Source organism: Pseudomonas sp. GW822-FHT02D10 (genome assembly GCF_058802345.1).
Genome location: NZ_JBXAOB010000001.1, coordinates 520267 through 534470, shown reverse-complemented (window position 1 = coordinate 534470; position 14204 = coordinate 520267). Strand labels below are relative to the sequence as shown.

Genomic DNA, 14204 nt, shown 5'->3' with positions numbered 1-14204 from the left:
CTCAAGGTGCCAGCATGCTCAGAACCTTATCGCGCAACTGGTCAATAGAAAACGGCTTGCCAATCACCGACATGCCTTCCGGCACCTCGATACTTTCCGTATAGCCACTGGCAAACAGTATCGGCAGCGTCGGGCGCAGCACACGCGCCTGGGCCGCCAGCTCCCGGCCATCCATCTCCGGCAATCCGACATCGGTCATCAGCAGATCGATGATTTGCGCGCTATCGTTGATCAGGGCGAGCGCTGCTTTGCCACTGTCGGCCTCCAGCACCTTGAACTTCAGTTCTTCCAGCACGTCGACAATCAGCATGCGCACAATGGTGTCGTCTTCGACTACAAGGAGGGTGGGCGCTGTGGCAGGCATAGAGGTAGCCCTCAAAAAAGAATAACTGTACAGGAGTAGACGGGAGAATCACTCTTCTTCAGTCATAGCAGAGCGCTGCAGGATATTGCCGGCAAGGTTGTCAGAAAAATGGATCCAAAATGCGTTTATGGGGCAGACTCCTTCATTTACACCTGTTCACCAAGGCCATCCAATGACCGCTTCGTCTTCGGTTGATGAGCAACGTTTTCGCAAACTCCTGGGTCGCAATATCAGCTTGCCGCTGGGTATGGGCGTGCTCAGTGCGGTGTTTTTTGTCTCCTTGATCACCTATCTATTGTCGGTGATCCAGTGGGTCGAGCACACGGACCGGGTGCTCAATAACGCCAACGAAGCGGTGAAGCTGACGGTCGACCTGGAAACCGGGATGCGTGGTTTTCTGCTGTCCGGTGACGAGCATTTTCTCGATCCCTATGAAACGGCCAAACCAAGGATCATTGTCGCGCTCAAGACCTTGCAGGAATTGACGGCCGATAACCCGCCACAGGTCGATCGCCTGCGCAGGCTCGAGGCGTTGCAGGTCGAGTGGAACGATTACTCGCAGACCATGATCGATTTGCAGCACAGTGGCGGTGATTATCGGGCCGCCGTGAAGTCTGGCCGGGGTAAACGTCTGACCGATGAAATCCGCAAGCAGTACGAAGATGTCATCGATAGGGAGCAACAGTTGCGCATCACGCGCAACGAAGAGGTTAGACACACGACGATCTGGACCATTTCCCTGTACTTGCTGTTTGTTGCCGGTGTCAGTGGTTTGTTGGCCTTTGTCGGTCGGCGCGATTTGCTCAGTCTGTCGAAAAGGTACAGCGCCAACCTGGGCGCGCAACAGGCGAGTGCGCAACGTCTGGAACAACAAGCCTGGCTGCGTAATGGTCGGACCGAGCTGGCGGAACAGGTGCTGGGGCAACTGACGCTCGACGTGCTGGGCCGCAATATTCTGCAATTTTGCGCGCAATACCTGGGCTCTGCCGTTGGCGCGATATACCTGAAAGAAGATCACGGCGGCCTCAAGCGTATAGCCTCTTATGGCTTCTCCCGCGAGCAGGAGGAGCGCGAGCAAGCACTCTATAGCGGTGAGGGCATTACCGGCCAGGCGGCACAACAAGGTCGACTGATTCGTCTGGATGAAGTGCCGGCCGACTACTTCAAAGTCAGCTCCGGCTTGGGGGAAGGTGCGCTGCGCAGTGTGCTGGTGGTGCCGACCCGTGATGACGACCGGGTCAACGGTGTGATCGAACTGGGTTTTCTGCGGGCCCTGACCGAGCGTGATATCGAACTGCTGGAGCTGATTGCCGGGAACATCGGCACCTCCATCGAAGCGGCGCGCTATCGCCAGCGGTTGCAGGAAGTGCTGGCGGAAACCCAGCAACTCAATGAAGAGTTGCAGCGTTCCAGTCAGTACAAGTCCGAATTCATCGCCAATATGTCCCACGAGCTGCGTACGCCGCTGAACAGTTCGTTGATCCTCGCCAGGTTACTGGCAGAGAACCCGCACGAAAACCTCAGCGCCGAGCAGGTAAAGTTTGCCGAGTCGATCTACTCGGCCGGCAATGACCTGCTCAACCTGATCAACGACATTCTCGACATTTCCAAGGTCGAAGCCGGCAAGCTTGAAATGCGCCCCGAAAACACCAGCGTCGCGCGTCTGGTGGACGGTTTGCGCGACATGATTGAACCGCTGGCAGCGGACAAACACCTGGCGTTCAATGTCGAACTGCAATCGGATGCACCGTTGGTGCTGTTCACGGATCGTCAGCGTCTGGAGCAAGTGCTCAAGAACCTGCTGTCGAATGCCATCAAATTTACCGATAAGGGCAGCGTTAGTCTGACCGTCACCCGGCAGCCGGGCGAGGGGATTGCTTTTATCGTCCGTGACTCGGGTATCGGAATCGCCAGTGATCAGCAGGAAAGTATTTTCGAGGCCTTCCGCCAGGCCGATGGCACCACCCACCGTCGTTACGGCGGCTCGGGGCTGGGCCTGTCGATCTCGCGTGATCTGGCGGCGTTGCTCGGCGGTTCGATCAGCGTCATCAGCGAACCGGGGCAGGGCAGTTCATTCACGTTGGTGTTGCCCGAGCAGTACGTCGAACCCGGTGATGAGCCTATTGAACCGATGAAGATCGAGTCAGTCGTCGCTACGCACACGCCAGAGCGCTTGCTCGACGAAGTGACAGTTTTTCTGCACAAAGTCGAGTCGCGGTTGTCCCATGGGCGGCAAACGATGCTCAAGACTGCTCGCAGCCGCGACAAGGTCTTCGAAGGCCGCAAGGTGCTGTTGGTGGATGATGATGTGCGCAACATCTTTGCCCTCACCAGCGCACTGGAGCACAAGGGCGCTATCGTGGTGATTGGCCGTAACGGCCGTGAAGCGATCGAGAAACTCAATGAGGTGGATGACATCGACCTGGTGCTGATGGACGTGATGATGCCGGAGATGGACGGTTTTGAAGCCACCACCGAGATCCGCAAGGACCCGCGCTGGCGCAAGCTGCCGATCATCGCGGTGACGGCCAAGGCCATGAAGGACGATCAGGAACGCTGCCTGCAAACGGGCTCCAACGATTACCTGGCCAAGCCCATCGACCTGGATCGCCTGTTCTCACTGATTCGCGTGTGGTTACCGAAGATGGAAAGCGTTTAGTGGAGCGCAATGAGCTGCGGTGTGAAGAAGCCAACCGTCGCGACCGGACTTGGCTTGGGGCTGTTTATTTCCGAGCAAATCGTCGCCGCCCATGGCGGATGCATCACCGTTGAGAGCAAGATTAATCAAGGCTCGTTATTTCGTGTTTGCCTACCGCTGTAGGAAAACGGACAAAGCAACGCAACCTCTGCGTGACCGAAGGGTCGTATCAGCAGCTATTGACCGAACAAAGGCTTCCCATGAGTGAAGATGCACAAGACGTCGTATTGATCGTCGAAGATGACCCCTCCATCCTGATGGTGTTGGCCGCCTATCTGTCGGGCGAAGGCTATCGGGTTTTGCAGGCTGTCGATGGTGAACAGGCCTTTGAAATTTTGGCCAGCAAACCGCACCTGGACATGATGATCACCGATTACCGTCTGCCCGGTGGCATCTCTGGCGTACAGATTGCCGAACCCGCGGTGAAGCTGCGACCGGAGCTCAAGGTGATTTTCATCAGTGGCTATCCGCAGGAAATTCGTGAGTCAGGCAGCCCAATCGCGCAAAAAGCGCCGATTCTGGCCAAGCCGTTCGATCTGGACGAATTGCAGGCACTGATGCAGGACATGCTTTCGTAATCCTCACGCAATACCCCCGTAGGAGCTGCCGAAGGCTGCGATCTTTTCAGGATCAAAAGATCGCAGCCTTCGGCAGCTCCTACGGGCCATTTTTTACAACCCTTGTTGCAATGCCGGGTCATCTGGATTCATCTGCTCAAGTTGCGCGAGCAGTACCTGAACGTTCTGCAGCTGGCCGCTTTCCTTCCAGTAGTTGATCAGCAGCACCCGTGCCTTGCGATCGGCCGGGTGACGCTGAACGATCTCTTGCAGCTGCTTTTGCGCGGCTTCCAGCTCTTCCTGAGCGTGCAAGGTCGTCGCCAGGTCGTAGCGGTATTCCTTGTTGTCGGGTTCCAGTTCCACGGCTTTTGAAAGACCGAGCAGTGCGAACTCGCCTTGTCCGTGATGCAGCAGCCACAACCCCAGCGCGTGCTGCAGATAGGCTGAATCAGGTTGGGTTTGCAGCTGTTTGGCGAGCAGTTGCTGGGCAGCATCAGTCTGCCCCTGTTTATCCAGCACCTCGATTTGCATCACCAGTGCCGGCAGGTTGCCAGGGTCCAGGCGCAAGGTCTGTTCGAGCGCTTGCTGTGCTGCTTTCAATTCGGCGTTGTGCAGGTGCAGGCGAGCCAGTTGGTATTCGGTCCCGGCAGTTTCAGGCTGGCTTTTCAATGAGTGTTCATATTCATCGATGACCTGCTGCAAGGGGCCGAAGTACAACCCCAGATCATCCGGCGAAAGCCCCAACAATGCGTTCGCGGTGGCAAAACGCACGGCTTGCTCGCGGTCATCGAGCAATGGCCCGAGCAACAGGCTGCGCTGGCCATTGGGCACCAGCCCGACAACGCTTTTGATTGCGGCCAGGCGAACCTCGATCACCGGGCTTTGCAGGTCGGCGTCTGCCAGTTTCAGCGCCTGCGGGCTCGGGTAATTCGGCAGTTCGGCATGTAACAAGACGCGGCGTGTGTCCGACAAGTCCGGACGCGCCAGTTGCTGATAAAGCACGCGCGCCGCGCCAGGCTGGCCGTTGTGGGCTTTTTCCATGGCATCGTGATAACCCTGCTTGATCGCAGGTGGCACCACGGGCGTCGTGCTGCGCAGGGAAAACCAGGCAATGCCAACGGCAAGCAGGACAAGCAGGCTGATGAACAGGTGGCGGCGAGGCTTGGGCATGCAGGAATCCGGAATCTGACAGCGTTTGCAAAGCTGCCAGCTTCGGTCAGCTGGCGCTGCGAGTCAAACCCGGAACGTGGTTCAACACATACCTGATGGGCTCAAGTCGAGCTGAAACCTCTCATGTGTCGTCGCAGTGACTACGCTTGCTGGAGATGACTCGACGAGCGTTTCCATGCAAGCGTTGCTGCAGTACTTCAAGGCGATCCTCCACCCCGGCCCCGGGGTGTTGCTGTTTGCCTTGAGAACGATCACCGCCGGGTTGTTGACACTGTACCTGGCCTTTCTGTTTGACCTTGACCAGCCCAAATGGTCGATCATGGCCGTAGTCATCGTCAGCCAGCCCCTGGCCGGGATGGCGCTCGCCCGCAGTTTTGGCCAGGTCATCGGCACCACGCTGGGCGCGGTCGTGGCCGTAGTGATCATGGCGATCTTCCCCCAGGCGCCGGTGCCTTTCGTGATGACGTTGTCCCTGTGGCTGGCACTGTGCACCGCCGGTGGCACCTTGTTGCGCTACACCAGTTCTCAGGCGTTTGTACTCAGCGGCTATACGGCGGTAGTGGTGGGGCTGCTGGCAGTGCCTGATCAGGAGGGCACCTTCCTGTTGGCCGTGACTCGCGTGACCGAGACGTTGCTGGCGGTTGCCTGTGTCTGTGTCGTCAGTCTGCTGACCGCGCGTCCGGAGGCCGTGGCCAAGGATTACTTTGCCAGGATCGATCAGGTGATCAAGCTGCTGGCAACCCATGCCAGCGCCGTCATTCGGACCGAGGAAAGCGAGGCCGACTTCCACCGGCGGCAAATGCAGCTGCTTGGGCAGATCAGCGCGCTGGAGGGGGTACGCCGGCATTTGTATTACGACGCGCCGCGTTTGCGCAGTGCCGACGACCTGGTGCAATTGCTCGGCAATCAACTGCTGTTGCTGACCGCGCGGCTCACCGCATTGCGCCATCAGCGCGAGCTGTTGCTCGAGCGCTGGGAAGGCGAGATACCTGGCGAAATACAGCATTTGCTGACCGAAGAACTGACCTTTCTCGATGAACTGGCTCGGCAGGGGCGCGCACTGTCCAGCGAGAAGCGGCACCAGTTTGCGGCGTTGCAACAGCGTTTCGATGCACTGGCCTACCGTTCGGAGCAACTGACCGAGCCCTTGAAGGCCACCTTGCGCTCGCTGTCATGGTCACTGCGTTGGGAACAGGCGCGAATGCTGCAGCAGCTTGAAACGATTCTGGAGTTGAGCGACGCGATCCAGAGCGGACGCAAGGCCAGTAGCGTTTTTCGTGGTCAGGCCAACCCGCTGCACCTGGATTTCACCCTGGCGACGATGAACGCCATCCGCGCGTTCTGCGCACTGATGGTGGCTGGCCTGATATGGATCGAAACCGGTTGGGATGGCGCCCGGGGCGGGATGATTGTGGCGGGGATCCTCTGCTCGTTGATGGCGACGTTTCCCCGCCCGCTGTTGGCTGCCCAGAGCTATGCCCGAGGCCTGGGGCTGGCGCTGGTGGTGTCGGCGGTGCTTCAGTTTGCGCTGGTGCCGATGATCAGCAGCTTCGAGCTGTTGGCCCTGTTGCTGGCGCCATTGCTATATGCCGTCGCGGTGGGGTTGTCCAGCCCGCCGACCACGGGTACGGGGATCGGGCTGGGATTGTCGACGTTTCTGTTACTGGGCCCGCAGAACATCGGGTTGGGGCAGAACACCGCAACCCAGTGGTTTGAATTTGCTGGCGCTTACACCTGCGCCACCGTGCTGGCGTTGAGTGTGTATGCCTTGATCTTCCCCTTCAGGCCCGTTCTGCGCATTCGGCGGCTGCACCAGGAGAATTGCGAGCAGGTCTATGCCTTGCTGAAAAAACCAGCTACCGATGAAAACCAGTTTGCCTTCGAGAGTCGTATGGTCGACCGTCTGACCATGATGCTGGGACTGTTGCCAGCCATCCAGGATAAGCCAGCGCGCGACCTGTTCGAGGTCAGCCTCGGCTGTCTGGCCCTGGGCATTGCCTTGAACCAGCTCAGGCAGCAGGGGCAGAACAACGTACTACTGAGCCCGCAGACGCAAACCCGGTTGTTCGCCACTGTTCGGGAAACCGGGCGGCTGGTCGCCGGTCGGCCGAACATCGAAGTGGATCGCGTGATCGACAGCCTGCACGGCTTGGGTGATGAACTGGACGCGCTGCACTCCAGCGTCCACGGACGCCTGTGGTCAGTGTTTCGCATGCGCGTGGCGTTGTTGATCGTGGTGTCGTTCCTGGAACGCCACCGTGGCCACTTTGAGCCCGTCACCTTGCAAGGAGTACCTGCGCTTGACCATTGATCTGGAAATAGGCGGTGTCTATTTGCCGCCGATTGCCCAGGCGCTGCTGCTGGGCTTGCCGATTTTCCTGGTGCTGGACTGGATCCTGCGGCGCTTCGGCGTATTGCAGTTCGTCTGGCATGAAGCCTTGTTCGAAGGCGCGTTGTACGCCTGCGTGTGTGCGATGTTGATTCTGGTGATGGGAGCCTGATGCCTTGAAGAAAATCCTCGCCCAACTCTCGACACTGGCAGTGGTTGTGCTGGCTTTTGTGCTCGGCTGGTTTGCCTGGGAGCATTACACTCGCGCACCCTGGACCCGGGACGCACGGGTGCGTGCCGATGTGGTGACCTTGTCCGCCGATGTTGCAGGACGCATCGTGCGCCTCGGCGTGCACGATAACCAGCATGTGGAGAAGGGGCAGTTGCTGCTGGAAATCGATCCCTCGCGTTACGCCCTGGCGGTGGAACATGCCAAACGTTCGGTGGAAGTGGCGAAGGCCTCACTGGGGCAATCGCAAGCGGCCATCGTTGCCAGCCAGGCGCTGCTCAAGCAGCGTCAAAGCGAGGAGCTGCGTCGACGGACCCTCAAGGAACGCATGGCGATCTCCGGCGAAGAGTGGGAAAAATCCAGTACCGAGGTGTCGGTGGCCCAGGCCGATTTGCTGCGCAACCAGGCCAACCTGGGTTTTGCCCAGGCCAATGTGCAACTGGCCATCGCCTCATTGGCCGAAGCTGAACGCGATCTGGAGCGCACCCGGGTTGAATCGCCGGTCAGTGGCTACGTCACCAATCTGCTGACCCGGGAGGGCGATTACGCAACCGCGGGCGGTCCGCTAGTGGCGCTGGTGGACAGCGACTCGTTTTATGTCAGCGGCTACTTCGAAGAAACCAAGCTGCCGCGAATCGGGGAGGGTGACCGGGTCGACATCGAGTTGATGAGTGGCGAACATTTTGGCGGCACCGTGCAAAGCATCGCTTTCGCCATTGCCGACCGGGAAAACCTGCCCGGCGGTCGTTTGCTGGCCAACATCAACCCGAGCTACACCTGGGTCAAACTGGCGCAGCGGGTGCCGGTACGGATTCAGATCGACGCCGACTATGCCGGCAAAAACACTCTGCGCGCCGGGACCACGGCTACGGTGACTGTCCAGGAAATCCGTGAAGAACCAAAAAAAAGCCCCGCGACCGAATGAGGCGCGGGGCAAAAAATCTGGCTGGTTGCGGCCAACCAAAGGAGCTCTTGAAGGGGTTACTTGCTGGCGACCGTCTCGGGTTGCCAGCCACCGCCGAGCGCCTTGTAGATGGCGACGATGCCACGGTAAAGGTCAACCTCGGCCTGGGCCTGGGAGTCCTCGGCCGCCAGGCGTTCACGTTGCGCGTCGAGCAGCACCAGGAAATCCGCGGTGCCTTCGCGGTAGCGAATTTCCGCCAGATCGGCGGCGGCGCGGCTCGATTCGCTTTGGCGAATCAGCGAGATCAGGCGTTGCTGACGTTTACCATAATCAGAGAAGGCGTTCTCCGATTCCTCCAACGCTAACAACACTTGCTGCTCGTAGGTCGCCAGAGCGCCTTCGGCGTTAGCATCGGCTGCCCGCAAGCGAGCGCGGACGCTGCCCAGGTCGAACGCGGCCCAGGTAATACTTGGGCCGAGCGCCCAGGCGCTAGCGGCCGACGAGCCGATCTGCGAACCACGCCCGGCGGTGAAGCCGAGGAAACCGCTGAGGCTGACCCGTGGGAACAGATCGGCCTTGGCCACGCCGATGCGGGCGGTGGCGGCAGCCAGCTTGCGTTCGGCGCTGCGGATGTCCGGACGGCGTTGCAGCAGCTCACCCGGGTCACCAATCGGCAAGGCCTTGGCAATCGCCGGCAAGTTGGCCGGGCTGAGGTCGACGGTCAGTTTGTCCGGCCGTTCACCCAGCAGGGTGGCAATCCGGTTGCGTTGGCGTGTCTGCACCTCTTGCAGCTGCGGCACACTGGCTTCGACGGAAGCGAGGCGGGCATCGGCGCGAACCACATCGAGCTGATCGCCAACGCCGGCATCACGCAGGCTGACGGTGATCTTGCTCGAATCTTGCTGGTTTTTCAGGTTGGCCAGCGCGATTTTTTCCCGCAGTTGCGCACCGCGCAGTTGACCGTAGGCGTCCACCAGTTCGGCAATCATGCTGACTTGCAGTTGATGCAGATCGGCTTCGGCGACTTGCTGATCGGCATCGGCGGCTTCCAGATTGCGCTGGATGCGCCCGAACAGATCCACTTCCCAGGCCATGTCCAGGCCCAGGTCGTAACGCTCGCTGTTGACGCGGTCGGTGGTCTGGCCGGGAATCTGGCCCTTGGCCAAATTGCTGCTGGCGCGGCTGGTGACGTTGGGTGTGGTCTGGGTGGCAGCGTCATCGCGAAACGCACGAGACGCCTTCAAGCGGGCATATGCCACTCGCAGATCACGGTTGCCCTGCAACGACTGGGTCACCAACTGATTGAGGACCGGGTCGTCGAATTGCTGCCACCAGACACCTTCGAAGCGTGCGCGGTCGAAGTTCTTCTGACCGTTTGCGCCGTCGGTGGCGGACGTGATATTGGCCGCCGCAGTTAGCGGGGTCTTGTAGTCCGGGCCGACGGCACAGGCACTCAGGGCCAGTACCAGCAAGCTCGGCAGGAAGGCTTTCAGACTCATTGTTGCGCCTCCAGTTTCAGGGCCTTGGCCGCTTTGCGTGCATCGCCGCGCTCGACAAAACGACGGATCAATACGTAGAACACTGGCGTCAGCAACAGACCGAAGAAGGTCACCCCGAGCATCCCGGAGAACACTGCTACACCCATGGCGTGACGCATTTCTGCACCGGCACCGCTGGAGAACACCAGAGGCACCACACCCATGATGAAGGCGAAAGAGGTCATCAGGATCGGCCGCAGACGCAGACGGCAGGCTTCCAGTACCGCGCTGAGCGGGTCCAGACCTTCCTCTTGCTTGTCCTTGGCGAATTCGACGATCAGGATCGCGTTCTTACAGGCCAGTCCCACCAGAACGATCAAGCCGATCTGGGTGAAGATGTTGTTGTCGCCACCGGAGAGAATCACCCCGGTAATCGCCGACAGCAGCGTCATCGGTACGATCAGGATCACCGCCAGTGGCAGGCTCCAGCTCTCGTATTGCGCGGCTAGTACCAGGAACGCCAGCAGTACGCAGAGCGGGAACACGAACAGCGCGGTGTTGCCGGACAGAATCTGCTGGTAGGTCAGGTCGGTCCACTCGTAGGTCATGCCGTTAGGCAATTCGTCCTTGAGCAGTTTTTCGATGGCCTTTTGCGCTTGGCCGGAGCTGTAGCCGGGGGCTGCGGCACCGTTGATTTCAGCGGTGATAAAGCCGTTGTAGTGCATCACGCGGTCCGGCCCCGAGGTGTCGCTGACCTTGATGAAGGTCGCCAGCGGGATCATCTCGCCTTTGTTGTTGCGCACTTTCAGCTGACCGATCTGATCCGGTTCGAGGCGGAACTGCTGCTCGGCCTGAACGTTGACCTGATAGGTGCGACCGAAGCGGTTGAAGTCGTTGGCATACAACGAGCCCAGGTAGATCTGCAGGGTGTCGAAGATGTCGCTGACGGCCACGCCGTGGGTCTTGGCTTTTTCGCGGTCGATGGCGGCATCGACCTGTGGCACGTTCACGGTATAGCTGGTGAACAGCCCGGCCAGTTCCGGCACGCTGCGGCTCTTGGTGATGATGTTCATGGTTTCTTTGAACAGCTCGTCATACCCCAGGTTGCCCCGGTCTTCGATCTGCAGGCGGAAACCACCGATGGTGCCCAGGCCCTGTACCGGCGGCGGTGGGAAGATCGCCATGTAGGCTTCCTGAATCCCGGCGTACTGGCCGTTCAAGGCACCGGCAATGGCACCGGCCGACTGGCTTGGGTCCTTGCGCTGATCGAACGGTTTCAGGGTGACGAACACGATGCCGGCGTTAGGGCTGTTGGTGAAACCGTTGATCGACAGCCCCGGGAAGGCCACTGCGCTTTCCACGCCAGGCTGTTTCAGGGCGAGGTCGGACATGCGCTTGATCACATCTTCAGTACGGTCCAGGCTCGCCGCATCCGGCAGTTGGGCGAAGGCCACCAGGTATTGCTTGTCCTGGCCTGGCACGAAACCGGTTGGCGTGTTCGAGAAACCGAGGAACGTCAGTGCCATCAGACCGGCGTACAGCAGCAGGGCGATGCCGCTGCTGCGGATCACACGGCCCACAGTGCCGACATAACCATGGCTGGCACGATCAAAGAAACGGTTGAACGGACGGAACAGCCAGCCACCGAAGATCCCGTCGAGGACTTTCGAGAAGCGGTCCTTGGGCGCGTCATGGCTTTTGAGCAAAACGGCAGCCAAGGCTGGCGACAGGGTCAGCGAGTTGAAGGCCGAGATCACCGTGGAAATCGCAATGGTCAAGGCGAACTGCTTGTAGAACTGCCCGGTCAATCCGGAGATGAAGGCGGCCGGGATAAACACCGCACACAGTACCAGCGCGGTGGCGATGATCGGGCCGGTCACTTCACGCATGGCGCGCTTGGTCGCTTCGACCGGCGTGAGCCCCAGGCCGATGTTTCGTTCGACGTTTTCCACCACCACGATGGCGTCGTCGACCACGATACCGATGGCCAATACCAATCCGAACAACGACAGCGCGTTAAGCGAGAAGCCGAACAGGTGCATCACTGCGAACGTACCGATCAGCGATACCGGTACCGCCACCAACGGAATGATCGAGGCGCGCCAGGTTTGCAGGAACAGGATCACTACCAGCACCACCAGAATCAGTGCTTCGAACAGCGTGTGCACCACAGCCTCGATGGAACCGCGAACGAAAATCGTCGGGTCATACACGATGCTGAAGTCCATGCCTTCGGGGAAGCTCTTCTTCAGCTCGGCCATTTTGGCGCGCACTTCGTTGGAGATCTCGATCGCGTTGGAGCCCGGACGCTGGAAGATCGGGATCGCCACGGCCGGTTGGTTGTTCAGCAGGGAGCGTAAGGCGTACTGACTGGAACCCAGTTCGACGCGAGCAATGTCTTTGAGGCGGGTGATTTCACCGTTTTCGCCAGAGCGAATAATGATGTTCTCGAACTCTTCCTCGGAGACCAGGCGACCTTGAGTGTTGACCGAGAGCTGGAACGCGGTAGCGTTCGGCGCAGGCGGAGCACCCAGGGCACCGGCGGCAACCTGGCGGTTCTGCTCGCGAATCGCGTTGACCACATCGGTCGCGGTGAGGTTACGCGAAGCGGTCTTGTTCGGATCGAGCCAGACCCGCAGCGAGTAGTCGCCCATACCGAACAGTTGCACGTCACCCACGCCGCCCAGCCGCGCCAACTCATCCTTGATGTTGAGCAGGGCGTAGTTGGACAGGTAGAGCATGTCGTAGCGCTTGTCCGGCGAGGTCAAGTGCACAACCATGGTCAGGTCGGGCGAGGCCTTGTCCACCGTGATGCCGATCCGGGTCACTTCTGCGGGCAGCTTGGGCTCGGAGCGGGTGACGCGGTTCTGCACCTGCACCTGAGCGTTGTCCAGGTCGGTACCCAGCGCAAAGGTGATGGTCAGGGTGATCTTGCCGTCAGCGGTGGACTGCGAGGACATGTACAGCATGTTCTCGACGCCGGTGATGGCTTGCTCCAGCGGAGCGGCCACGGTTTCACCGATGACTTTAGGGTTGGCACCCGGGAAGTTGGCGCGAACCACCACGGTCGGTGGCACGACTTCCGGGTATTCGCTGATCGGTAGCTGGAACAGCGAGATGCTGCCGGCGATCAGGATCAGCAGCGAGAGTACCGCTGCAAAGATCGGCCGTGAAATGAAGAATTGGGAAAAATTCATCGGAGTTGTCGTCCCTTAACCGCGTGGAGTCGCAGCGGCGAGTTTCACAGCCGTACCCGGCGCAACCTTGGCAGGTGCGACTTGGGGCAGGTTGCTGGCTTCAAGCGCTTGGCGTTGTTGAGCAAGGGCCGCGAGGGTTTCCTTGCTGGCCATCGGAATCACTTCAGGCGTGACCGGGGAACCCGGACGCACCCGTTGCAAACCCTTGACGATGATCGTGTCGTCCTTGCTCAGGCCGCTGCGCACAATGCGCAATCCTTCGATCTTCGGCCCCAGCTCGACGGCGCGATAAGCCGATTTGTTGTCGGCGTCCATCACCAGTACGAACTTTTTACCAAGGTCGGTACCGACGGCTTCATCGTTGATAAGCACGGCGGAATAGGTCCCGCTGCCCACCAGTTTCAGGCGAGCGTAGAGGCCGGGGGTGTATTCGCCCTTGCTGTTATCAAACACGGCGCGACCACGAATGGTGCCGGTCTTCGGGTTGACCTGGTTGTCGACGAAGTTCATCTGGCCCAGGTGTGGGTTGCCTTCTTCATTGGACAGACCAAGGTAAACCGGAGTGGTTTGACCGCGTTGGCCCTGGCGGGCGAGCTGGGTGTACTTGAGGTACACACGCTCATCGGCGTCGAAGTAGGCGTAAATCCTGTCGGTGGAGACCACGCTGGTCAGCGCGGTGACATCGGCGGTGACCAGGTTGCCGGCGGTGATTTCCGCACGGCTGACACGGCCGCTGATCGGTGCGGTGACGCGGGTGAAACTGAGGTTCAGTTTGGCCAGGTCCAGTTGCGCCTGGATCGCGCCGACAGCGGCTCGAGCTTCTTGGGCGGCGCTGCTGCGAGAGTCGGCCAGTTCTGCGGAAATCGCGTTGCTGGTGCGCAGGCGCTCACCGCGCTGGGCTTCGTTTTCGCTGCGGGTCGCATTGGCGCGGCCCTGGGCAACCAGGGCTTCGAGGCGGCGAACCTCAGCCTGGAACGGCCGTGGGTCGATCTGGAACAGCAGGTCGCCTTTTTTCACCAGTGCGCCTTCGGTGAACGCGACTTCATCGATCTGGCCAGACACCCGAGGACGAATCTCGACGGTTTCCGGTGCTTCGAGGCGGCCGGTGAAATCGTCCCATTCATTGACCGGTTGTTCCAGCACCTTGGCCACACTGACTTTGGCCGCGGGCATGGCGGCAGCGGTGCCCGGGGTCTTGCCGCAGGCGCTCATCACCAACAAGGCCAAGAGGGCCAGGGGGAAGCGCAAATGTTTGAGTGACTGTTCCATGGATGCATC

Annotated in this window: 10 protein-coding genes and 1 pseudogene; 6 read left to right on the top strand and 5 right to left on the bottom strand. The window is 60.0% G+C overall.

Annotation, left to right across the window (positions count from 1 at the left end):
* Position 1: 1 nt before the first annotated feature.
* On the bottom strand, positions 2 to 364 hold the full coding sequence (locus AC1RPZ_RS02485) for a response regulator (protein WP_493134446.1): 363 nt from the start codon (positions 362 to 364) through the stop codon (positions 2 to 4).
* A 172-nt stretch (positions 365 to 536) separates the two neighbouring features.
* Between AC1RPZ_RS02485 and AC1RPZ_RS02480 the strand changes: the two genes are divergently transcribed.
* From AC1RPZ_RS02480 to AC1RPZ_RS02470, 3 genes and pseudogenes are all read left to right on the top strand, one after another.
* Positions 537 to 3023, top strand: coding sequence for a CHASE3 domain-containing protein (locus AC1RPZ_RS02480; RefSeq protein ID WP_493134444.1), 2487 nt, complete (start codon positions 537 to 539; stop codon positions 3021 to 3023).
* A gap of 33 nt (positions 3024 to 3056) precedes the next feature.
* Positions 3057 to 3270, top strand: a pseudogene (locus tag AC1RPZ_RS02475) (ATP-binding protein); the annotation flags it as partial.
* Positions 3263 to 3640 carry a response regulator gene (locus tag AC1RPZ_RS02470; protein ID WP_493134442.1) on the top strand — a complete coding sequence of 126 codons (378 nt, stop codon included), beginning with the start codon at positions 3263 to 3265 and terminating at the stop codon, positions 3638 to 3640. The pseudogene AC1RPZ_RS02475 and the gene AC1RPZ_RS02470, both read left to right, overlap by 8 nt.
* A 93-nt stretch (positions 3641 to 3733) precedes the next feature.
* On the opposite strand, the gene AC1RPZ_RS02465 is transcribed toward AC1RPZ_RS02470, so the two are convergent.
* Positions 3734 to 4789 carry a tetratricopeptide repeat protein gene (locus AC1RPZ_RS02465; protein WP_493134439.1) on the bottom strand — a complete coding sequence of 352 codons (1056 nt, stop codon included), beginning with the start codon at positions 4787 to 4789 and terminating at the stop codon, positions 3734 to 3736.
* 175 nt (positions 4790 to 4964) lie between these two features.
* On the opposite strand from AC1RPZ_RS02465, the gene AC1RPZ_RS02460 reads away from it, so the two are divergent.
* Genes AC1RPZ_RS02460 through AC1RPZ_RS02450 form a run of 3 tightly spaced genes read left to right on the top strand, consistent with a single transcriptional unit; the run spans position 4965 to position 8272 of the window.
* Positions 4965 to 7100, top strand: coding sequence for an FUSC family protein (locus tag AC1RPZ_RS02460; protein WP_493134435.1), 2136 nt, complete (start codon positions 4965 to 4967; stop codon positions 7098 to 7100).
* Complete coding sequence (locus tag AC1RPZ_RS02455) at positions 7090 to 7290, top strand: DUF1656 domain-containing protein (RefSeq protein ID WP_493134432.1); 201 nt, start codon at positions 7090 to 7092, stop codon at positions 7288 to 7290. The genes AC1RPZ_RS02460 and AC1RPZ_RS02455 overlap by 11 nt, the downstream gene beginning before the upstream one ends.
* A 4-nt stretch (positions 7291 to 7294) precedes the next feature.
* Positions 7295 to 8272: an HlyD family secretion protein gene (locus AC1RPZ_RS02450; RefSeq protein WP_493134428.1), complete on the top strand. Its 978-nt coding sequence runs from the start codon at positions 7295 to 7297 to the stop codon at positions 8270 to 8272.
* A gap of 56 nt (positions 8273 to 8328) precedes the next feature.
* Here the strand turns inward: AC1RPZ_RS02450 and AC1RPZ_RS02445 are convergent, their stop codons facing one another.
* The 3 genes from AC1RPZ_RS02445 to mexE are packed head-to-tail and all read right to left on the bottom strand — an operon-like array spanning position 8329 to position 14195.
* Positions 8329 to 9750, bottom strand: coding sequence for an efflux transporter outer membrane subunit (locus AC1RPZ_RS02445; protein WP_493134425.1), 1422 nt, complete (start codon positions 9748 to 9750; stop codon positions 8329 to 8331).
* Entirely contained in the window at positions 9747 to 12926 is a 3180-nt protein-coding gene (locus AC1RPZ_RS02440; RefSeq protein ID WP_493134423.1) for an efflux RND transporter permease subunit, read from the bottom strand. Before AC1RPZ_RS02440 ends, AC1RPZ_RS02445 begins: the two co-directional genes overlap by 4 nt.
* A 15-nt stretch (positions 12927 to 12941) precedes the next feature.
* On the bottom strand, positions 12942 to 14195 hold the full coding sequence (mexE, locus tag AC1RPZ_RS02435; protein WP_493134421.1) for a multidrug efflux RND transporter periplasmic adaptor subunit MexE: 1254 nt from the start codon (positions 14193 to 14195) through the stop codon (positions 12942 to 12944).
* Between the last annotated feature and the right edge of the window lie 9 nt (positions 14196 to 14204).

Coding starts and splice junctions, on each gene's coding strand:
- AC1RPZ_RS02470 (WP_493134442.1), top strand. CDS start 3,263: ATGAGTGAAGATGCACAAGACGTCGTATTGATCGTCGAAGATGACCCC.
- AC1RPZ_RS02460 (WP_493134435.1), top strand. CDS start 4,965: ATGCAAGCGTTGCTGCAGTACTTCAAGGCGATCCTCCACCCCGGCCCC.
- AC1RPZ_RS02440 (WP_493134423.1), bottom strand. CDS start 12,926: ATGAATTTTTCCCAATTCTTCATTTCACGGCCGATCTTTGCAGCGGTA.
- AC1RPZ_RS02445 (WP_493134425.1), bottom strand. CDS start 9,750: ATGAGTCTGAAAGCCTTCCTGCCGAGCTTGCTGGTACTGGCCCTGAGT.
- AC1RPZ_RS02485 (WP_493134446.1), bottom strand. CDS start 364: ATGCCTGCCACAGCGCCCACCCTCCTTGTAGTCGAAGACGACACCATT.
- AC1RPZ_RS02480 (WP_493134444.1), top strand. CDS start 537: ATGACCGCTTCGTCTTCGGTTGATGAGCAACGTTTTCGCAAACTCCTG.
- mexE (WP_493134421.1), bottom strand. CDS start 14,195: ATGGAACAGTCACTCAAACATTTGCGCTTCCCCCTGGCCCTCTTGGCC.
- AC1RPZ_RS02465 (WP_493134439.1), bottom strand. CDS start 4,789: ATGCCCAAGCCTCGCCGCCACCTGTTCATCAGCCTGCTTGTCCTGCTT.